General features: G+C 53.1%; 17 protein-coding genes and 1 pseudogene. 13 read left to right on the top strand and 5 right to left on the bottom strand.

Annotated elements, in window-relative coordinates; all coding sequences use genetic code 11:
- The first annotated feature begins 28 nt into the window (after positions 1–28).
- Positions 29–1351: a serine hydrolase domain-containing protein gene (locus AWR27_RS10465; RefSeq protein WP_077131129.1), complete on the top strand. Its 1323-nt coding sequence runs from the start codon at positions 29–31 to the stop codon at positions 1349–1351.
- A 127-nt stretch (positions 1352–1478) separates the two neighbouring features.
- The gene (locus AWR27_RS10460; protein ID WP_077133917.1) at positions 1479–1904 is read left to right on the top strand and encodes a nuclear transport factor 2 family protein; all 426 of its coding nucleotides are present in this window, start codon (positions 1479–1481) and stop codon (positions 1902–1904) included.
- A 108-nt stretch (positions 1905–2012) separates the two neighbouring features.
- Here the strand turns inward: AWR27_RS10460 and AWR27_RS10455 are convergent, their stop codons facing one another.
- On the bottom strand, positions 2013–2531 hold the full coding sequence (locus AWR27_RS10455) for an acyl-CoA thioesterase (RefSeq protein ID WP_077131128.1): 519 nt from the start codon (positions 2529–2531) through the stop codon (positions 2013–2015).
- A gap of 179 nt (positions 2532–2710) precedes the next feature.
- Here AWR27_RS10455 and AWR27_RS10450 point away from each other — a divergent pair, with 179 nt between their 5' ends.
- From AWR27_RS10450 to AWR27_RS10415, 8 genes and pseudogenes are all read left to right on the top strand, one after another.
- Entirely contained in the window at positions 2711–3574 is an 864-nt protein-coding gene (locus tag AWR27_RS10450; RefSeq protein WP_077131127.1) for a sterol desaturase family protein, read from the top strand.
- A gap of 179 nt (positions 3575–3753) precedes the next feature.
- Entirely contained in the window at positions 3754–4722 is a 969-nt protein-coding gene (locus AWR27_RS10445) for a fasciclin domain-containing protein (RefSeq protein ID WP_077131126.1), read from the top strand.
- A 143-nt stretch (positions 4723–4865) separates the two neighbouring features.
- The gene (locus AWR27_RS10440; protein WP_077131125.1) at positions 4866–5873 is read left to right on the top strand and encodes a fasciclin domain-containing protein; all 1008 of its coding nucleotides are present in this window, start codon (positions 4866–4868) and stop codon (positions 5871–5873) included.
- 141 nt (positions 5874–6014) lie between these two features.
- Positions 6015–9130, top strand: a pseudogene (polA, locus tag AWR27_RS10435) (DNA polymerase I).
- A 131-nt stretch (positions 9131–9261) separates the two neighbouring features.
- Positions 9262–10725, top strand: a complete 1464-nt coding sequence (locus AWR27_RS10430) for a serine hydrolase (protein ID WP_077131124.1) — start codon at positions 9262–9264, stop codon at positions 10723–10725.
- 169 nt (positions 10726–10894) lie between these two features.
- Positions 10895–11818 carry an SPFH domain-containing protein gene (locus tag AWR27_RS10425; protein WP_077131123.1) on the top strand — a complete coding sequence of 308 codons (924 nt, stop codon included), beginning with the start codon at positions 10895–10897 and terminating at the stop codon, positions 11816–11818.
- Positions 11819–11890: 72 nt separating this feature from the next.
- The gene (locus AWR27_RS10420; RefSeq protein ID WP_077131122.1) at positions 11891–12619 is read left to right on the top strand and encodes a universal stress protein; all 729 of its coding nucleotides are present in this window, start codon (positions 11891–11893) and stop codon (positions 12617–12619) included.
- A gap of 121 nt (positions 12620–12740) precedes the next feature.
- Positions 12741–13592 carry a universal stress protein gene (locus AWR27_RS10415; RefSeq protein ID WP_077131121.1) on the top strand — a complete coding sequence of 284 codons (852 nt, stop codon included), beginning with the start codon at positions 12741–12743 and terminating at the stop codon, positions 13590–13592.
- A 4-nt stretch (positions 13593–13596) separates the two neighbouring features.
- Here the strand turns inward: AWR27_RS10415 and AWR27_RS10410 are convergent, their stop codons facing one another.
- On the bottom strand, positions 13597–14043 hold the full coding sequence (locus AWR27_RS10410; RefSeq protein WP_077131120.1) for a GNAT family N-acetyltransferase: 447 nt from the start codon (positions 14041–14043) through the stop codon (positions 13597–13599).
- 32 nt (positions 14044–14075) lie between these two features.
- Between AWR27_RS10410 and AWR27_RS10405 the strand changes: the two genes are divergently transcribed.
- Positions 14076–14762: a hypothetical protein gene (locus AWR27_RS10405; RefSeq protein WP_077131119.1), complete on the top strand. Its 687-nt coding sequence runs from the start codon at positions 14076–14078 to the stop codon at positions 14760–14762.
- Here AWR27_RS10405 and AWR27_RS25260 read toward each other — a convergent pair.
- The 3 genes from AWR27_RS25260 to AWR27_RS10395 are packed head-to-tail and all read right to left on the bottom strand — an operon-like array spanning position 14743 to position 16027.
- Positions 14743–14883, bottom strand: coding sequence for a hypothetical protein (locus tag AWR27_RS25260; protein ID WP_157579190.1), 141 nt, complete (start codon positions 14881–14883; stop codon positions 14743–14745). The two genes, AWR27_RS10405 and AWR27_RS25260, sit on opposite strands and share 20 nt — an antisense overlap.
- A complete protein-coding gene (locus AWR27_RS10400; RefSeq protein ID WP_077131118.1) occupies positions 14880–15407 on the bottom strand; it encodes a GNAT family N-acetyltransferase in 528 nt (175 codons plus the stop codon). Before AWR27_RS10400 ends, AWR27_RS25260 begins: the two co-directional genes overlap by 4 nt.
- Complete coding sequence (locus AWR27_RS10395) at positions 15404–16027, bottom strand: pyridoxamine 5'-phosphate oxidase family protein (RefSeq protein WP_077131117.1); 624 nt, start codon at positions 16025–16027, stop codon at positions 15404–15406. Before AWR27_RS10395 ends, AWR27_RS10400 begins: the two co-directional genes overlap by 4 nt.
- A gap of 103 nt (positions 16028–16130) precedes the next feature.
- Here AWR27_RS10395 and AWR27_RS10390 point away from each other — a divergent pair, with 103 nt between their 5' ends.
- Positions 16131–18215 (top strand): glycoside hydrolase family 97 protein, encoded by a 2085-nt coding sequence (locus tag AWR27_RS10390; protein WP_077131116.1) that lies wholly within the window; start codon positions 16131–16133, stop codon positions 18213–18215.
- 57 nt (positions 18216–18272) lie between these two features.
- Positions 18273–19754: an aminotransferase-like domain-containing protein gene (locus AWR27_RS10385; RefSeq protein ID WP_077131115.1), complete on the top strand. Its 1482-nt coding sequence runs from the start codon at positions 18273–18275 to the stop codon at positions 19752–19754.
- The last annotated feature ends 30 nt before the right edge of the window (positions 19755–19784 follow it).

Here is a 19784-nt window from a genome sequence, read left to right as displayed (position 1 = left end):
GTGCCAGTTCCAAACCCCCGGTAACAACATGAAAGTATTTGTTCTGACCGGCCTGATGGCCGGTTTTTTTTGTGGCGCAACCGCGCAGGTAGCCCCTGTTTTATACCAGAAAAATGGACGCTTAGCCCCAACATCGCCCTTGCGCGAAGCCTCTGCCGAAACCGTTGGCATGAGCACCGAACGGCTGCAACGCGTCGATGCTGTTGTGAACGACTACATCGCCACGGGTAAACAGGCCGGTGTGGCCGTGCTGATTGCCCGTAATGGCCGAATTGTTTACCACAAAGGCTACGGCAAAGACGACGTTGAGGCCAAAACGCCCCTCAAACGCGACGCCATCTTCCGCATTGCCTCGCAAACCAAAGCCATTACCAGCATTGGAGCCATGATATTGTTTGAAGAAGGCAAATTTCTGCTCGATGACCCCGTCTCGAAATACCTGCCCGCTTTCAAAAACCCGAAAGTACTCGATAAATTCAACGACAAAGACACCACGTTCACAACTGTTCCGGCCCGGCGCGAGATTACGATTCGGCAACTGCTCACGCATACGTCGGGCATTGGCTACCCGGTAATTGGCTCGAAAGAAATGAACGCCATTTACGCCAAGTACCGCATTCCAAGCGGCATTGGCACGCCCGACCGCAAACTCGACGAAGCCATGACCGCGCTGGCCGCACTGCCACTGGCCCACCAGCCCGGCGAACGCTGGACCTACGGCCTGAACGACGACCTGCTGGGCCGATTGATTGAAATCTGGTCGGGGCAGTCGTTCGATGTGTTTCTTCGGACGCGCCTGTTTGAGCCGCTGGGTATGAACGATACCTACTTTTACCTGCCTGCCAGCAAACACAGCCGTTTAACGACGCTGTACACCGAAGATACCACCCGAACACTCCGGCGGCAACCCGCGCAGGGCGGCCTTTCCCCCGATTTTCCGAAACAAAGCGGCTCGTATTTTTCGGGCGGGGCAGGGCTGTCGTCAACGTTGCTGGATTACGCCGTTTTTCTGCAAATGCTGCTAAACGGGGGCGAGTATAATGGCCGACGAATTCTTAGTCCAACCACTGTGCGGCTGATTACGACCAACCAAATCGGCGATTTATATCAGGGCCAAAACAAGTTTGGGCTGGGTTTCGGCCTCACCACCGAACGCGGGTCGGCGCGGTTGCCCGTGTCGGAGGGGAGTTTTGACTGGGGTGGTATCTTTGGCACTACTTACTGGGTCGACCCTAAAGAAGGTATCGTGGCACTGATTTACACCCAGAAATTCCCAAACAGCTACGGCGATCTGTCCGACAAGTTCAAAGTATTAGTGTATCAGGCTATTACCAATCAGAACCAGGATTAGCCAGAACGCTGGCCCGGCAGGATTCGCGGGATTAAAACAAGATTGTTTTCTGCGAAAACAGTAAGCGAAGCGTAAAATCTTGTTTTAATCCCGTAAACCCTGGCTAATCCTGGTTCTGATGATTCTGATGAAAACTTTCCTCTCCTTTTTTCTATGCTTACTGGCTCAATTCGTTTGGGCGCAATCGGCAGACAAACAGGCTGTTCTGGACGTTGAAAAAGCCCGCTTTGCTGCACAGGTCAGCAAAAACGCTGAGGTAATGAATCGGCTGCTGGCCGATGATCTGGTGTATACCCATTCCAACGGGAAAACAGAAGGCAAACAGACGTATATTCAGGACATCGTGGAGGGTAAATCGAACTACGTTGCCCTTGATCCGCTGGAGCAGCATGTGCGATTGTATGGCAATACCGCGGTTGTGAACGGCATCTGCGCCGTGAAAATGAACAACGACAACAAGCCAACCGAATTCAAGCTCCGCTATACCGACGTGTACGTGAAGAAAAACGGACAATGGCAGTTGGTAAGCTGGCAGTCGTTGAGAATTATCTGAACCAGGATTAGCCAGGATTTACGAGATTAAACAGGATTCTACGCTGCGCTTATTTGATGTCATTAGGTAAGCGCAGCGTAAAATCCTGTTTAATCCCGCGAATCTTGGCTAATCCTGGTTCAGAAAACTTTTAAGCTCCGTAGCGTCCTGCGCTTTCATGCGCCCGGCCAGCACGAGCCGAAGCTGCCGACGGCGCAACGCACTGTCGTAGCGGGCTTTCTCTTCATCGGTTTCGGGCACAACGGCGGGGACTTCGATGGGCCTGCCGCTCTGATCAACGGCCACAAACGTGTAGAACGCGCTGTTGGTGCTGACCCGAACGCCAGCCGGGATGTCTTCGGCCCAGACTTCGATGAATACTTCCATCGACGAACTGAACGCCCGCGTTACCTGCGCTTTCATTGTCACGATGTTGCCGAGTCGGATCGGTTCGGCAAACGATACGTTATCGACCGAAGCCGTGACCACGATCCGGTTCGAGTGTTTCTGGGCGGCAATGGCAGCCGCAATGTCCATGAAGTGCAGCAGTCGCCCGCCCATCAGATTGTTGAGCGTATTGGTATCATTGGGCAAGACCATTTCGGTCATCACCGTCATTGACTCGCGGGCAAATTTTGGTTGAGGCATCTTTTTCAGTTAGCAGTTAACAGCCAACAACCAACAGTTAATGGGCCAACAAGAAATGTTGGTTGTTGGCTGTTGGTTGTTCACTGTACAAACCAACGACCGAAAATTTAAATGCCCAAACCCAATGCTACGGCTGTGTTGTTATCTTTGTAGAATAACCACAAAAAATAGGGCGAAACATGGAGCGTATCGTCAATTACTTTGAACATATCCCGTCGTCGCACCGCAGTTTGATTCTGGTGGGCGGCATTACGGTATTCTGGCTGATTGAAAGTGCCGTGCCGCTGATTCGGTTTAGTTACCGAAAATGGCACCATGCAGGCATCAATATTTTCTTTACGCTCACAACCATCGTGGTCAATTTTGCGCTGGCGTTTATCCTGCTGCGAACCAGCGACTGGGCCGTGCAGAATAACGTCGGACTCTTGCAGTGGCTTGAACGGTCCGACGCTCGGTTGCCGCTTTGGGCCGAAGCCATTATAGGGCTGCTGTTTCTCGATCTGGTGGGCGCGTGGTTGCCGCATTTCGTTGAACACAAAGTGAAGTTTCTGTGGCGTTTTCACTTGATTCACCATACCGACGCTTACGTAGACACTACTACCGCCAACCGGCACCACCCCGGCGAAAGCGTGATTCGGTTCGCGTTCACTACTGTAGGCGTGCTATTGACGGGCGCACCGATGTGGCTGGTTTTCATGTATCAGGCCATTTCAGTGGCTTTATCGCAGTTCAACCACGCCAACATCGAACTGCCCCGCTGGGCCGACCGGGTGTTAAGCTGGTTTATCGTAACGCCCAACATGCACCACGTACATCACCACTACGTGTTGCCTGTTACGAACACCAACTATGGCAATATTTTTCCGTACTGGGACCGGCTCTTTGGCACCTATCACGAAATGCCCGGCAAAGACCTGATCTACGGCATCGACACCCACCCCGAACCACGCGAACATTCGCACATCGGCAGTCTGCTGAAAATACCGTTCCAGAAATACCGCGAACCCGTTGGCGAAAAACGCCCCGAACCTGAAACCGCGTGAGGTGCGTTTGGGAATGAGAATTATACCGTTCAGCGGATTTTTCGGTGAAAGCCGTGAGATTTGTTGAGCGTTGTGTACTATGAGTTAAACAAAAGAAAAACGCAACTCGTTTGGATGAAACGCACCCTTTGGTCGCGTATTGGGCGAGTTGCCTTACTTAATCAATCGTTTAACGACTTATGTACACAATCAAAACCATTCGGACGGGCCATTGGCTGGTATTGGCTCCGCTGCTTTTCACTGTCTTGCTGCTCACCGTAGCTTCCTGCAAAAAAGACGAAGACACCACAGAGCCGCTACAAACGATAGACCAACTAATTAGTACAAACAGTCAGTTTACCATACTGCGGGCAGCAGTAGCGCGGGCCGGGCTGAGTGGTACGCTATCGGGCAACGGTCCCTTCACCGTATTCGCTCCTAACGATGCCGCCTTTGCTGCGGCTGGCTTCAATGCTGCCGCGATTAATGCCTTAGATCCGGGTGTGGTAGGTGCTATTTTGCAGTACCACGTGCTGGCGGGCAGAACCGAGTCGGGAGCTATTCCAACGGCGGTTAACACGTCGGTGCAAACGTCGGCGGGCAGTAGTGCGTTCATCACCAAAACCAGTTCGGGTTCGGTGTCGATCAATGGTGCGCGGGTGGTGCAGGCCAATGTGCCGGCCAGCAATGGCGTCGTTCACGTAATCGACCGGATTCTGATTCCATCGCTTGGAAACATACCAGCTATGCTCACAACAGTCTCGACGTTGTTCCCAACGGCTACGTTTACCATTCTGAATGCCGCCGTTACGCGGGCTGGCTTAGGTGGTGCGCTGACAGGTGCGGGGCCATTAACGGTCTTTGCTCCGACCGATGCTGCGTTCGTATCGGCTGGTTTCCCTTTGTCGACAGTTCAGGGGACTGCGCCAACCGCGCTGGCTAATATCCTGACCTATCACGTTGTTAGCGCACGCGGGTATTCACCGCTACTGACAAACGGACAGTCGCTAACGACCTTACAGACGGGTACTGTAACGATGGGCGTTAGCGGTACGGGCGTAACCGTAACGGGCCGGGGCAACGGCGGCACGGCGTCGCGGGTGATTCTGCCCGACGTATCGGCTACAAACGGTGTTGTTCACGTAGTCGACCGGGTGTTGTTGCCCTGATAACTGCATTGACTCAATTTGTAATGGGTCGCTCCAGACAGAATCGGGTATTTTGAACAAAAAATGCCCGATTCTGTTTTGCCAACAATACCGTAATGGCCTGCTGGTTATTACTTCCTTCATTAAACCATATAAGTACACTTATGCTAACCAACATCTCCGCGCTGACTCGGCGCAAAGTGTCTCTGCTGGCTGTTGTTGCGGCAACGCTCTCACTGACTCTTTCCGGCTGCTGGGACGAGGAAAATCCAACTATTCCGCCCCCACAAAACATTGCACAGGTTGTTACGTCGGGTCAGCAGTTCACTCTTCTCGAAGCCGCCATTACGCGGGCCAACTTAGGCAGCACATTATCGGGTACAGGGCCGTTCACGGTCTTTGCGCCAACCGACGATGCCTTTCGGCGGGCCGGTTTGGGTGATATAGCAGCCATTAACGCGGCTAATGTAGCTACGCTGACCAGTATTCTGCTCTATCACGTAGCGAGTGGCTCGATTCCGGCCTCGGCTATTGCGGCTGGTCAAACGGCGGTACCTACATCGGTGTCGGGCAGTGCGCCGATTTATGTCACTAAAGCCAGTTCGGGTTCGGTGTCGGTCAATAACGCCCGCGTTGTTACGGCTGACGTACAGGCTACAAACGGCGTCATTCACGTCATTGACCGCGTATTGCTGCCACCGGCAGGGAACATTTTGGCGTTAGCTTCTAACGATCCGCAACTGTCACTTTTAGCAGCAGCGGCTGTGCGGGGTGGGGCTGCCGTAACGGGTGCGCTGGGCGGCACAACGCCACTAACGGTTTTTGCCCCAACAAATGACGCTTTTGTTGCCGCTGGTTTCCGCGACGTGGCAGCCATCAACGCGGCTAACATAGCTACGCTGACGGCTATTCTAACAAATCACGTTGTGGCTAATGCCCGCGTTTTCTCGCCCACGCTGGCGAGCGGCCCCATTACTACGTTCGGTGGTGGTTCGCTCACGGTAGCAACGGGTAGTGGCGAGGACGTTACCATACTTAGCCGAGGAAACGGTGCTAATGCATCGCGTGTGCTGTCAAATGGCGTCATTTCGGGAAATACGCTGGTGCAAAATCGGGATATCAACGCCACCAACGGGGTAATTCACAAAATCGACCGGGTGTTGTTACCATAAGCTAATCAGGAATCAAAACCCCGGCGGGGCTGTTGTGTTTATAGACAACAGCCCCGTTTTTTTGGTCAGAAAACAAGTTTCGGGTAGGGTTTTTGCCCCTGACTCGCGACCTTTGGCCGATTGATTACTGCTCTATAGCGAATGGCTAAACCACAGAAAAAACTGTTTTTATTAGACGCGCTGGCCCTCATTTACCGCGCGCATTTTGCCTTCAGCAAGTCGCCCCGCATCTCATCGCGGGGGGTAAACACCTCGGCTATTTTTGGCTTTATGAACGCCATGATCGAGGTTTTGCAGAAGGAAAAACCTACCCATATCGGCGTTGCTTTCGACTCTTCGAAAAAGACCTTTCGGCACGAGCAGTTTCCGATGTACAAGGCCACCCGGCAGTCGCAGCCCGAAGACATCAGCGTAGCCACGCCCTACATCAAGCAGATCATCGAGGCTATGCATATTCCGATCCTGATTATGGATGGATACGAAGCCGACGACATTATCGGGACGATTGCCAAGAAAGCCGCAGCGGCTGATTTTGAGGTCTATATGATGACGCCTGATAAAGATTACGGGCAGTTGGTTGAAGAACACATTCATATTTACAAGCCCGCGTTTATGGGCAAACCCGCTGAGAAGCAGGGAGTAAAAGAAGTTTGCGAACGCTGGCAAATCGAACACATCGAGCAGGTGACAGATATGCTCGGCTTAGTAGGTGATTCGGTCGATAACATCCCCGGTATTCCGGGTATCGGCGAAAAAACGGCGCAGAAACTCATCGCCGACTTCGGCAGCGTCGAAAACCTGATTGCCAACGCCGATCAGCTCAAGGGAAAACTCAAAGAAAACGTCATCAATTTTGCTGATCAGGGGCTATTGTCGAAGCAACTGGCAACCATTCACCTCGATGTGCCGGTAGACTTCGACGAAGACCGGCTCCGGCACACGGAATACGACAAACCCCGGCTATCAGCACTGCTCGATGAACTGGAGTTCCGGCAGATGAAAAGTCGGCTCCTCGGCGCGGGTTACGATGAAAAGCCGCTACCCGCTTCGTTCCAGAATGGCGCACCGGCACCGGCGCAGATGAACCTCTTCGACTCGCCCGGCGTGGATTCGCCCGGCGACGAAACTCCGGCCTTTCTGCCCTTCCCGAATATGGGTGCGTTGCAACCATCGGGTGCCGACGATTTGCCGTTCGATTTTGATAGTTCCTCTCCCTCACCCCCGGCCCCTCTCCCAGGGGGCGAGGGGGAAGCCGCCCAGCTACTCGACGCACCCCTCGCCCTAAGGGAGAGGGGCCGGGGGTGAGGGTTCCAGCGGCCACGCCCGATGCCGCAACGGAAATCGTCACAACGGACGATGCAACAGGCACCGAAGTTGCCGAATCACCGGCATACCTCGACGTGTATCCCGACTATGAAATTGACGAGGTACAGCCCGAACGGCGCAAAACCATTCTGACGACCAAGCACGATTACCGGTTGGTCGATACGCCCGAACTGCGGGCCAGTTTGGTGCATTACCTGAGCTTGCAGGAAAGTCTTTGTTTCGATTCGGAGACTACGGCCCTCGACCCCGTTGAAGCCGATTTAGTGGGCTTGTCGTTTGCCTACCGGTCTGGCGAAGCATTTTACGTACCCATTCCCGAAGACCGCACCGAAGCGCAGGCGGTGGTTGATGAGTTCAAGCCCGTATTCGAGAATCCGAACATCGAAAAAATTGGACAGAACCTGAAATATGACCTGCTGATGCTGAAAAAGTACGGCGTGGAGGTGCAGGGCAAACTGTTCGATACCATGCTGGCCCATTACCTCATCGAGCCGGAAATGCGCCACAATATGGACATGATGGCGATGACGTATCTGAATTATCAGCCTGTTGAGATTGAGGCACTTATTGGCAAGAAAGGCAAAGGGCAGCTAACGATGCGGCAGGTCGATATGCAGAAGGTGGTCGATTATGCCGCCGAAGACGCCGACATTACCCTGCAACTCAAACAAGCCTTCGCGCCCAAATTGGAAAAAGATGGTCTGACCAAACTATTCGATCAGGTCGAAATGCCGCTCGTGCGCGTACTGACCGACCTCGAACTTGAAGGTATCACCATCGATACCGGCGCGCTGGCCGAACTTTCGGCCACGCTCGACGTCGATATGCGGCAGGTGCAGCAGGAGATTTTCGAGATTGCAGGCGAGTCGTTCAATATTGGTTCGCCGAAGCAGTTGGGCGAAGTTTTGTTCGATAAGCTCAAACTCGACAAAAACGCCAAGAAGACCCGCACGGGGCAGTATGCAACGGGTGAAGAGATTTTGTCGAAGCTCGAAGAAGAACACGAAATAGCCCGTAAGATTCTGGACTACCGCGAGTTAATTAAACTCAAAAACACCTACGTCGACGCGCTGCCGCAACTAATCAGCAAGCGCACGGGGCGTATTCATACGTCGTTCAATCAGGCCGTAGCGGCAACGGGGCGGCTTTCGTCGGCTAATCCGAACCTGCAAAACATTCCGATTCGTACCCCACGCGGGCAGGAAATCCGGAAAGCGTTTGTACCGCGCGGGCCGGAGTTTCTCATTATGTCTGCCGATTATTCGCAGATTGAACTTCGTATTATGGCCGCCTTCAGTGGCGACCAAACCATGCTCGATGCGTTTAACAACAACGTCGATATTCATACCCAAACGGCCAGTAAAGTATTTCACGTTGGGCTGAGCGAGGTAACGGGCGACATGCGCCGGAAGGCCAAAACCATCAATTTTGGCATTATTTACGGAATTTCGTCGTTCGGGCTGGCGCAGCGGCTCAAAATCCCGCGCAAAGAAGCCGCCCAGATTATTGACGATTATTTCGCCGAATTCCCGGCGGTGAAGGGTTTCATTGACCAAAGCATCGAGAAGGCACGGGGCTTTGGATACGCCGAAACCATTCTGGGCCGTCGGCGGTATTTGCGCGACATCAACTCGCGCAACGTCACCGACCGGATGTTTGCCGAACGCAATGCTGTGAACGCGCCTATTCAGGGCAGTGCCGCCGACATGCTGAAAATTGCTATGATTCGGATTCACGAGTTCATGCTTCAGGAGCGGCTAAAATCGAAAATGATTCTGACCGTTCACGACGAACTCGTCTTCGACGCCCACCGCGACGAAATCGAGCTATTGCGCGAGCGTGTCAACGACATCATGCAGAACGCCATTCCAATGGCCGTGAAGATGGAAACCGGCATCGGCACCGGTGAAAACTGGCTGCTGGCCCACTGACCACTGCCGGGCTTATAAGGCACTCTAAACAGTAATAAGCCCGATTATACAATAGTTTGATCCATCTCAAAACGGATGCTGTACCTTGGCGCAGCATCCATTTTTTGTTTCACCAACTCCCAGACGTACCGATGAACCTATCTATTCTTCTCCGGTCTGCCGGACTCTTTATTATGCTGTGCGTGCTGGCTCCGTCGCTGCTGGCGCAGAATAAAGCCGCTAAAATCGACGCCCTCGTCAGCCAATATCTCGCCAACCGTCAGTTTAACGGCGCGGTGCTGGTGGCCGAAAAAGGGCAGGTGATTTTTAAGAAAGGCTATGGGATGGCTAACATAGAGTGGGGCATTGCCAACACGCCTGATACGAAATTTCGGCTCGGTTCAATTACCAAGCAATTCACTGCTATGCTTATTATGCAGTTGGCTGAGCAGGGCAAGCTAAAGATAGATGGGAAAATCACGGATTATTTGCCGGATTATCCGAAAGCAACGGGCGACAAAATCACTATTCATCATCTGCTGACTCACACCTCCGGCGTTCCGAGCTACACAGGTTTCCCGAAGTTTTTTGAAGAAGACAGCCGGGACCCGTATACCCCCGAAGCCTTCACGAAAAAATTTGCCAGTCTGCCGCTCGAATTCGAGCCGGGTTCAAAGTTTGCTTACAACAACTCCGGCTATTTTCTGTTGGGCGTTATTATCGAGAAGGTAACGGGTAAACCATACGCCGAAGTGCTGAAAGAGAACATCCTTACGCCACTGAAAATGACCGATACGGGTTATGATTTAGCGAGTCCGCTCCTTGCTAAACGGGCAGCAGGCTACGAAAAACGGAATGGTGGCTATGTGAACGCGCCGTATCTGGATATGTCGATTCCGTATGCAGCCGGTTCGATGTACTCGACCGTAGAAAATTTATACCTGTGGGATCAGGGACTTTACGGCGATAAACTGCTGTCGGCCAAGTCGAAAGCCATTATGTTTACGCCCTTCCTGTCACACTATGCCTATGGTTGGGGCGTTGGGAAAACTAACGTTGGGCAATTGAAAGATAGTCTGCTCGTGATTGAGCACGGAGGGGGTATCAACGGCTTTAACACCGTAATTAGCCGGATGCCCAAAGACCGGCAATTGATTGTTCTGCTCAACAACACGGGTAGTGCTCCGCTCGATGCCATTAAGATGAACATCGTCAACATTCTGTATGACCAGCCCGTTGCACCACCAAAGAAGCCGATTACTGATTTGCTACGGCAATCGGTCATGTCGGAGCCGGTGGCTAAAACGCAGCAGAAATTTAACGCCTGGCGTGCCGATAAAACATACAGCGTTAATGAAAACGAGATCAACAGCCTCGGTTATGAACTGATGCGCGATGGGAAACTGACCGAAGCGTTGGTTATTTTCGATTTGAACGTTGAGGCTTTCCCTGCCTCCTATAACGTATATGACAGCCGGGGTGAAGCTCACATGGTAGCCGGTAACAAGTCGATGGCTATTCAGAACTACAAAAAATCAGTTGAATTAAACCCGCAAAACGCCAACGGCTTTGCCAAATTAAAGGAACTGGGCGAGATCGCTGGTGTGCCGAAATAGGCAGCAATGTGCTGTTGAGATTGCCTTGCCGGGCGGAGATGTTGAGTAGCGTCCCCGTTCTGAATACGTTGTGGTCTCTTGACCGATTATACAGTTTTTGTGCAGGGCATCATTCTTCTTCGTAGGTTGGTGTCCTGATTATTTCCCATCGTTTCAACAAAATAAAACTATGATTACCCTATCCATTTTATTCTTTCTGCTGGTTGTCCTCGTCTTTTTGTCGGTCGTAATTGTACAGCAGGGTACGGTAGCCGTTATTACCATTTTTGGCAAATATGCGCGGGTGATGGGGCCGGGGCTGAACTTCAAGATTCCGTTTATCGAAACCGTGTACCGGCGCATCTCGATTCAAAACCGCTCGGTCGAACTGGCGTTTCAGGCAATCACCGCCGATCAGGCCAACGTAAATTTCAAAGCCATGCTGGTTTATTCGGTGCTGAATCAGGGCGAAGAGACTATTAAAAACGTGGCCTTCAAATTCATCGACGAAGCCTCGTTTATGCAGGCTCTGACCCGCACCATCGAAGGCTCGATTCGCAGCTTTGTCGCCACCAAACGGCAATCCGAAATTCTGGCTCTGCGCTCAGAAATCATCGAACACGTAAAATCGCAGCTCGATACGCTCCTCGAAAGCTGGGGGTATCACCTGACTGACCTGCAACTGAACGACATTGCGTTCGATGAGGTAATTATGCGGTCGATGGCGCAGGTGGTAGCTTCTTCCAATCTGCGGGCGGCTGCCGAAAACGAAGGACAGGCGTTGCTTATCACCAAAACCAAAGCCGCCGAAGCCGAAGGAAACGCCATCAAGATTTCTGCCGAAGCCGAAAAAACGGCATCGCAACTGCGTGGGCAGGGCGTGGCGTTGTTCCGCGAGGAAGTAGCAAAGGGTATGGCCGAGTCGGCAAAAGTGATGAACGAAGCCAATTTAGATGCGTCGCTGATTCTGTTTTCGATTTGGACCGAAGCTATCAAACACTTCGCTGAGAACGGCAAAGGCAACGTTATTTTCCTCGACGGCTCGACCGAAAGCATGGAAAAAAACATGCAACAGCTCATGGCCCTGCAAAAATTAAACACAGTTGGTAATTAACAGTTAAGAGTGAAAAGTGAAAAATGATTGTTCTGGAAGCAACTTTTCACTTTTCATTTTTCACTTATCGTTATGACCAACTTACTTTTCCCAACCGATTTTTCTACCAACGCTACCCACGCCCTGAACTGGGCGCGGCTGTTCGCCCGTAAAACCGGGGCTACCATCACGCTGCTGCACGTTTATCAGCCCATTTTGCCCGATACCACGCTGCCTACGATTGGCGACCCCGGCTTAGGCGTTACGGCTTCGCTCGAAGTTGAACGCATTGGTCAGGAACGGCTCGAACAAGTAGCCACCAGCCTGCAACACGAAGGCTTATCGGTGCAGACCGACTGGCGCATTGGCTCGGTTGAAGACGAGATTCTGGACGTAGCCCGCCTGCTGCCCGCCGACCTGATTGTGATGGGCCGTAGTGACCTGAGTACGTTTTTCGACCGGTTGGCGGGCAGTGCCGTTACCGACGTGGCCGATGGTTCGCCCTGCCCCGTGCTGATTGTACCGACGCCCGCCGAAGGCGAGCCAATGAAGCCCGCGCAGATTCGGACGGTGGCCTACGCCATGCAATCGCGCACAACCCGCGACGACGTGATGACACAGACCGATTCGATTGTCGACGCTTTCGACGCGCACCGCATCTACCTGACAGAAGATCAACTGGAACGCCCGGCTGCCGATATGATCGTGCTGGAACTTTACCCGCAGGGCGGCTTTTTAGATAGCCTCCTGCACCCCAACCGGGCGGCTGCGCTCATCGAAAAATCGGACGTGCCGGTACTCGTGTATCATCAGCCGAAGTAACGCGCTTGTGGTTGTACAAAACAGGACTGACCACAATCAACTGCACAGTTAACATACGCACAACATCGTGAGCGGGTAAGGAGCGTATATTGGCGACTTCTAACGAAAAATCCTGCCAATCATGAAAACCATTCTTTTCGCTGCCGACTTTTCAGATGCGTCTAAAGACGCGCTGGTTTGGGCTAAAATGCTGGCAAAACAGTATGGAGCCAATATCGTCGCGCTGCACGTACAGGCTATACCCGTTCCCGATGCGTCGATGCCCGTAATAGGCGATCTGGGTTTGGGAACGGTAGCGGCTGATACGGCGGCTGTGCATCACGAGCAGCTAAACGAACTTGCCGACACACTACAGACCGAAGGCGTCAGTTGCCGCACTGACCTGCGACGCGGGGCCATAAACGATACCATTCTGGCCGCTGCCGATGAACATAAAGCGGATCTGATCGTGATGGGCCGCAGCCAGATGAGTGGTTTTTTCGACCGACTCATGGGCACGTCGGCTACGGGGGTAGCCCGATTCGCCCATTGCCCGGTGCTGGTAGTGCCAACGAGCGAAGACGACGTAACGCCCTCGGCGGATCTGAAAACAATTGTATACAGCAGCCCGCTGGAGTTTGATGAAGAGGTTGTTTTTGGGCAGGTTGTTGCGTTAGCGCGGGTTTTCGGGGCGTCGCTACGCGTGCTGCACGTGCAGGCCGAAAACCAGCCTAACCTAACCGACGATGCCGAGATTATCAGTCAGTTGCAGGCCGTGTACGGGCCGGAGCCGCTACCCGTCGATACCGTGAAATCGAACACCGTAACGGGCGGTATTGAAAAGTATCTCGATAAACATCCCGCCGACCTGCTGGTGATGACCACCCGCGAACGCGATTTTCTGTCGGGACTGCTCAACCCCAGCCTGACGGGCCGCATGGTGGTACTCTCGCACATTCCGTTGCTGGTATATCAGGCGAAGGGCGATCTGTGAAGCCCTACAGTACGGGCGGCAATGTCATGTAGTATAAATCCAGACCCGGCACCCAGTAGTCGGGTCTGGTATAGTGAAGTACGAAACCAAACCGCTCGAAGAACCGATACGCTACCTGAGAGGTGCGACACTCGATGAGCCGGTTAGGAGCCTGCTGCCGAATAGCGTTGAGACAGTACCGCACTAAAGCACTGCCTGTGCCTAATCCTTTGGCATTGGGGTCGCTGAAAATCCAGACAAGGCGGGCGGGCGTACCGTCGTTAGGAATAAAATACCCGCAGGCTCCCACAAGCTGCCCTGCGTGTTCGGCCACAACGTAGCTGACTGGCATATCCTGCAAAAACTGTATATAGTCGGCGGTTTCTTCTTCGCCAAATGCATGGGGTACGTTCTTGCGGAAAACGCCCATCAGAGCTTCGGTATCGGTGGGTTCATAAGGGCGTATAAGCATAACTTTTTTGCTTTTATGAATTAATTTTTTCGATGAAAATTGCGGTCATTACCCTGCTCAGTTGTTTGCTGCCCGGTATGTCGGGTTATGCTCAGACTATTTCATTTAAAAAACGAAACGATCCGTCACACCGGCTTCAACCGGTTCAGGTGTCGATGTCAATCGAACGCTTTAACAGTAAGCAGGCTCTAAAAGTCATCAAAGATTCGACCATTGAAGCGGTTGATGAACCAACGTTTGTAAAACTTGCTGGCGTTGATGTCAAAGACGGGATCATTGAAGTGAACGTCTTGAGTCGCCTGCTAAAAAATGCCCCCGAATTGGCACGAGGATTTATTGGCGTGGCCTTTCGTGTCAACGCGGATAATTCAAAGTTTGAAGGTATTTACGTGCGCCCGACCAACGCACGGGCCAACGATCAGCTCCGCCGTAATCGTTCGATTCAGTATTTTTCGTACCCGGACTACAAATTTGACCGCCTGCGGAAAGAAGCACCGGGCCAATTTGAGTCTTACGCTGACATGGGCCTGAACGAATGGATTAAACTACGCATCGAAGTGATGGGAAAAGAAGCTAAGCTGTTTATCAACGATGCCAAACAGCCCTCTTTAGTCGTGACTGATCTCAAGCACGGGAGCAACGCGTCAGGAGCCATTGGTCTCTGGGTCGACGTAGGAACAGAAGGCTACTTCGCTGATGTCAAAATACGTAGCAGGTGAGCATCAGGGCTGTACCAGAGAATACGCAAAGGGCCATCTGTTCCTCGTCGTGGTACGGCTGGTCGGGACGAATGTCCCGACCAGCCGTACCAGCCGTAGAGTAGAAAACACGAGCGTTCAAATTACTGCCAACGGTTTATTCATCAACGAAAAATCGAACATTTGGCTGCCGATAGTGAATTTTGCGGGCTGAACCACCGTAAAGCCCGTGCGCTCGTAAAACCGAATGGCGCGTTCGTTTGCGCTCAACGACATCAGCCATAGGTCAGTGGCCGGGCTATTTTGGGCTTCATTCAGCAGAGCGTCGTACAGCGCAATGCCTACTTTCTGAGCCAGAAAATCGCTAAGAACGTAAATTTTCTGCAACTGCGCCGGGTGCTCACCCGATAGCGCGTGGTTGGGCGAAAATCGTTTCAGCTTGGCAAAACCAACGGGCAGATCATCGGCCAGCGCGAGCCAAAATGCGTTGTTTTCTTTTTGGAGGCTTCCTCGCAGCTTGGCAACGTTAAATGTCTGATTCAGATAAACTTCTAAGTCGGGCCATTTTTCAAAATATGGCCCGAATGTTTCCCGAAAAGTTACGCGGCCTAACAGACCAATGTGTTCGGCGTCGGCTAAGGTAGCCCGGCGAATAGTCAAATTCATGGTAAATAATTTGGCAAAGATACATGTTCCCCTCCTTCGCGCGGAATAGGTGTGCCACGCACCGTATGCAACGGCACCACGCCCGACCACGTTGGCAAATGCGCGTCTTCGGGGTCGTCGTTTGGCCCGCCGGTTCGGATTTTAGCCGATGCTTCGGCCAGCGAAAAAGCCAGTACGGTGGTTTTCCGCAGTTCCGAATCGGTAGTTGGACGAAGGTCGTTCCAGCGGCCCGGAATCAGGTGGTCGGTAATAAGCGCGAGGACGTTCATTCGTTCGGCATCGTCGGTCACTTTTTCGGCGTTGGCGAAAATCACAACAGAGCGATAATTAACCGAGTGATGAAAAGCCGATTTTGCCAGTACCAGCCCATCGGCCAGCATGACCGTGATGCAGACGGGCGCACCATCTTCTATACTGCGGATAAAGTGGCTACCCACCGAGCCGTGAATGTACAGCTTATCGCCGTTTCGGGCAAAAGCGGTTGGTATTGCCATCGGCTGATTATCTTGCACATAACTAACCGTGCAGAATAGGGCTTCGTCTAAAATGGCGTTGATGGTGTCGGTTTCGTAGCTGGCGCGTTTGGCAAGCCGGCTGGGTGTTGTGCGGTTGCTGGTCATTTTTTCGGTTCGTTCATTAATCGTTAGCCTGCCAAATGTCTTATCTTGCCGGACGAGTCAACTCATCCGATTTTGATAAACCCAATAGACCAGTTAACCTTTCATGAAAGGCATTTTCCTGACCGCTCTGTTTTGTCTTGGCGCGTTTGCCGTGCAGGCGCAATCGCTCCACTACGCATCATCGCCCGATAAGCGCATTCGGCTGACTGTGCAAACCGATGCGGCTGGGGAGTTGACCTACGCGCTGACGTTTCAGAATCAAGCGGTTATTGCACCGTCGTCGTTAGGCTTTGTCTTCAGCAGACCCGCCGTTACGTTGAACCGATTCGCGGTCGTTTCGGTCGATTCCGCGAAGGCTGATGAAACCTGGAAACCCGTCTGGGGCGAGGTCGCGCAGATTCGCAATCAATACACCGAATTGGCCGTGCGCGTGGCTGACAAAGCTGGCTCGAACGTGCAGATGGTGGTGCGGTTCCGGGTGTTCAACGACGGGCTGGGTTTCCGCTACGAATTTCCCGAACAGCCGCATCTGAAACATTTTGTGGTAGCCGATGAAAACACGCAGTTCCGGCTCACTGCCGACCACACTACGTTCTGGATTCCGGGCGATTACGACACCAACGAATACCTCTACAACACCACCAAATTCAGCGAAATCGACCCGCTTCCGGCAGCGGCAAAAGAAAAAGATATTGCCCTGCAATCGCTCATCGGCCCTGATGCCGTGCAATCGCCGTTGTTGATGAAAACGACCAACGGATTGTATATCAGCATTTTTGAAGCTGCTTTGCTGAACTACCCGGTTATGCACCTGCGGCTCGATAAAGCCCGGCTTACGTTCCGGTCGCAGTTGGTGCCCGATGCGGTGGGTAATAAAGCGTATCTGCAAACGCCAGCAAAAACGCCCTGGCGCACGGTATTGGTGAGCAACAAAGCGACCGATTTGCTGGCGTCGAAACTGATTCTGAATCTAAACGAGCCGAGCCGCATTGCCGATCCATCGTGGATTAAACCGCAGAAATTTGTGGGGATGTGGTGGGAGATGCATGTCGGCAAAGCCGATTGGCCGCTGGCGAGTGGTAAACACGGAGCCAATACCACCAACGTAAAACGCTACATAGACTTTGCCGCGCAATACGGCTTCGACGGGGTGCTGGTCGAAGGCTGGAATGTAGGGTGGGAAGACTGGTTTGGAAACTGGAAAGAAGATGTGTTTGATTTTGTAACACCGTATCCAGACTACGACATCGACGCGCTGACAGCCTACGCCAAACAGAAAGGCGTTCGACTGATTATGCACCACGAAACGTCCGGCGCAGTCACGAACTATGAACGGCGCATGGACGATGCGTACCGGTACATGGTCAGCAAAAACATCAACACTGTGAAAACGGGCTATGTAGGCCGCATTATTCCGCGTGGCGAACACCACGACGGGCAGTGGATGAACAAACATTACGAACGCGTGGCCGAGAAAGCTGCACAGTACAAACTCATGGTCGCTTCGCACGAGTCGAGCCGCCCAACGGGCCTGCACCGAACGTATCCGAACTGGCTGGCGAGCGAGGCCGCGCGGGGCAGCGAGTTCAACAACGCCCCCACGTTGGGCATCAACCCCGAACACACCACTATTCTGCCCTTTACGCGCCTGCTCGGTGGGCCGATGGACTTTACCCCCGGCCTGTTTCGGCTGCGGCTCAATCAGTTCGATAGTACTCGCAGGCAGCGCGTTCAGACCACACTGGCAAAGCAGTTGGCCCTGTTCGTAACAATCTACAGCCCGCTGCAAATGGCCGCCGACCTGCCCGAAAATTACCTGAAGTATATGGACGCGTTCCAGTTTATCCGCGACGTGCCGGTTGATTGGGACGATACGCAGTACATTGCCGCCGAGCCGGGCGATTACGTGGCCGTAGCTCGTCGGGGCAAAGGTTCCGACGACTGGTTTCTGGGGGCCATCACCGATGAAAATGCCCGTGTTTTGCCCATTCCGCTCACGTTTCTGAATACAGGAGATACCTACAAAGCTACCATTTACCGTGATGCTGACAATGCGGGTTGGGATACAAATCCCGAAGCGTATAAAATTGACAAACAGCGCGTTACCCGTAAGTCAGTATTGAATTTGAAGCTGACAAAAGGGGGCGGCTGCGCGATTCGGTTTAAAAAAGTTAAAAGTGAAAAATGAAAAGTTAAAAGTACAGATACTGACTCACTTTTCACTTTTTCACTTTTCACTAAAGCCATGCTTCCTTACGCCACGCTTCTGACCGTCGACAAAACAACGGCTACACCCGTGTTTGTGCAGATCAGTGATCAACTGCATCAGTTGATTCAGGCCGGTACGCTATCGGCGGGGCAGCGGTTACCGGGTACGCGCCAGTTGGCTAACTTATTGGGCGTAAACCGGCAAACTATTGTCGCTGCTTACGACGAAGGACTGGTACAGGGCTGGCTCGAAAGTCGGTCGGGGAGTGGGACGTTTGTGGCAATGCACCTGCCGGAGGTAAAACCGCAACCGTTGGCGGAAACGGAAACAGCCATTAATCAACAACCCGGCTATACAGTCGAAACCCACCCCGCGCTGCACCGGCCATTGCTGATAAACTCCGGCGGGCTGACGTTAGATGATGGCTTTCCTGACGTTCGGCTGGCACCGATGGCCGAGTTGGCGCGTGCCTACCGGTCCTATTTCCGGTGGGGTAATCCGCAACAGCATTTTGGTTATGCCGATACGAAAGGCCACCCGCTCCTGCGCGAACAACTGTCGCGGCACCTCAACGAAACACGCGGGCTGCAAACCACACCCGATAATGTGCTGGTGGGGCGGGGGAGTATTATGGGGCTTTATCTGACCTGCCAAACGCTGTTGCGCCCCTGCGACGTGGCCGTAACGGGCGAAACCACTTGGGCCGGAGCCACTATGAACATTCGGCAGACTGGAGCCACGCTGCTGACCGTGGCAGTCGATGAACACGGGCTGGACGTAGAAGCGTTGGCTGCGTTGTGTGCGCGTCAGACTGTGCGGCTGGTGTATGTAACGCCCCACCATCATTACCCCACCACCGTTACGCTGCGGGCCGACCGACGCGTTCGGTTGTTGCAACTGGCTGAACAATACGGCTTTGCAATTCTGGAGGATGACTATGATTATGATTTTCACTACCTGAGCCGCCCCATTCTGCCACTGGCAAGTGCCGACCGAAACGGCATGGTGGTGTATGTGGGGTCGCTCACGAAGTCGGTGGCACCGGCCTTTCGGGTGGGGTATGTGGTAGCACCCACGGCTCTGATCGATGAACTGGCCCGGCTTCGGCGCATCATCGACCGGCAGGGCGACCAGATTCTTGAATTTGCCGTTGCGCAACTGTTTAAGGATGGCGACATGAAACGCCATTTCCGGAAAGCACTGCGCACCTACCATGCCCGGCGCAATTATTTCTGCAACCTGCTCTCTACCGAACTATCTGACAGGCTGACATTCCAGAAACCCGACGGTGGCATGGCCGTATGGGCGCAGTTCGACCCGAACATCGATATGCCGAAAATGGTCGAACGAGCCGGTCAGGCCGGGTTGTTTCTGTCATCGGGCCTGACCCACAACCCACCGGGTCGCCAACTTAATGGCACGCGGCTTGGTTTCGCATCGAGCACAGAACAGGAGTTGGAACAGGCCGTGGCTGTGCTGAAACGGGTGCTTTACCCCACCCCAACCCCTCCCCGTTAGGGAGGGACTTACTTCTGAAGAAGCTTACGC

It is taken from the genome of Spirosoma montaniterrae (assembly GCF_001988955.1).
In the GTDB taxonomy this organism is placed as follows: domain Bacteria; phylum Bacteroidota; class Bacteroidia; order Cytophagales; family Spirosomataceae; genus Spirosoma; species Spirosoma montaniterrae.
This window is presented reverse-complemented; position numbering and strand designations above follow the sequence as displayed.

Coding starts and splice junctions, on each gene's coding strand:
- AWR27_RS10420 (WP_077131122.1), top strand. CDS start 11,891: ATGACCAACTTACTTTTCCCAACCGATTTTTCTACCAACGCTACCCAC.
- AWR27_RS10395 (WP_077131117.1), bottom strand. CDS start 16,027: ATGACCAGCAACCGCACAACACCCAGCCGGCTTGCCAAACGCGCCAGC.
- AWR27_RS10455 (WP_077131128.1), bottom strand. CDS start 2,531: ATGCCTCAACCAAAATTTGCCCGCGAGTCAATGACGGTGATGACCGAA.
- AWR27_RS10445 (WP_077131126.1), top strand. CDS start 3,754: ATGTACACAATCAAAACCATTCGGACGGGCCATTGGCTGGTATTGGCT.
- AWR27_RS10425 (WP_077131123.1), top strand. CDS start 10,895: ATGATTACCCTATCCATTTTATTCTTTCTGCTGGTTGTCCTCGTCTTT.
- AWR27_RS10460 (WP_077133917.1), top strand. CDS start 1,479: ATGAAAACTTTCCTCTCCTTTTTTCTATGCTTACTGGCTCAATTCGTT.
- AWR27_RS10400 (WP_077131118.1), bottom strand. CDS start 15,407: ATGAATTTGACTATTCGCCGGGCTACCTTAGCCGACGCCGAACACATT.
- AWR27_RS10385 (WP_077131115.1), top strand. CDS start 18,273: ATGCTTCCTTACGCCACGCTTCTGACCGTCGACAAAACAACGGCTACA.
- AWR27_RS10390 (WP_077131116.1), top strand. CDS start 16,131: ATGAAAGGCATTTTCCTGACCGCTCTGTTTTGTCTTGGCGCGTTTGCC.
- AWR27_RS10415 (WP_077131121.1), top strand. CDS start 12,741: ATGAAAACCATTCTTTTCGCTGCCGACTTTTCAGATGCGTCTAAAGAC.
- AWR27_RS10430 (WP_077131124.1), top strand. CDS start 9,262: ATGAACCTATCTATTCTTCTCCGGTCTGCCGGACTCTTTATTATGCTG.
- AWR27_RS10450 (WP_077131127.1), top strand. CDS start 2,711: ATGGAGCGTATCGTCAATTACTTTGAACATATCCCGTCGTCGCACCGC.
- AWR27_RS10465 (WP_077131129.1), top strand. CDS start 29: ATGAAAGTATTTGTTCTGACCGGCCTGATGGCCGGTTTTTTTTGTGGC.
- AWR27_RS10405 (WP_077131119.1), top strand. CDS start 14,076: ATGAAAATTGCGGTCATTACCCTGCTCAGTTGTTTGCTGCCCGGTATG.
- AWR27_RS10410 (WP_077131120.1), bottom strand. CDS start 14,043: ATGCTTATACGCCCTTATGAACCCACCGATACCGAAGCTCTGATGGGC.
- AWR27_RS10440 (WP_077131125.1), top strand. CDS start 4,866: ATGCTAACCAACATCTCCGCGCTGACTCGGCGCAAAGTGTCTCTGCTG.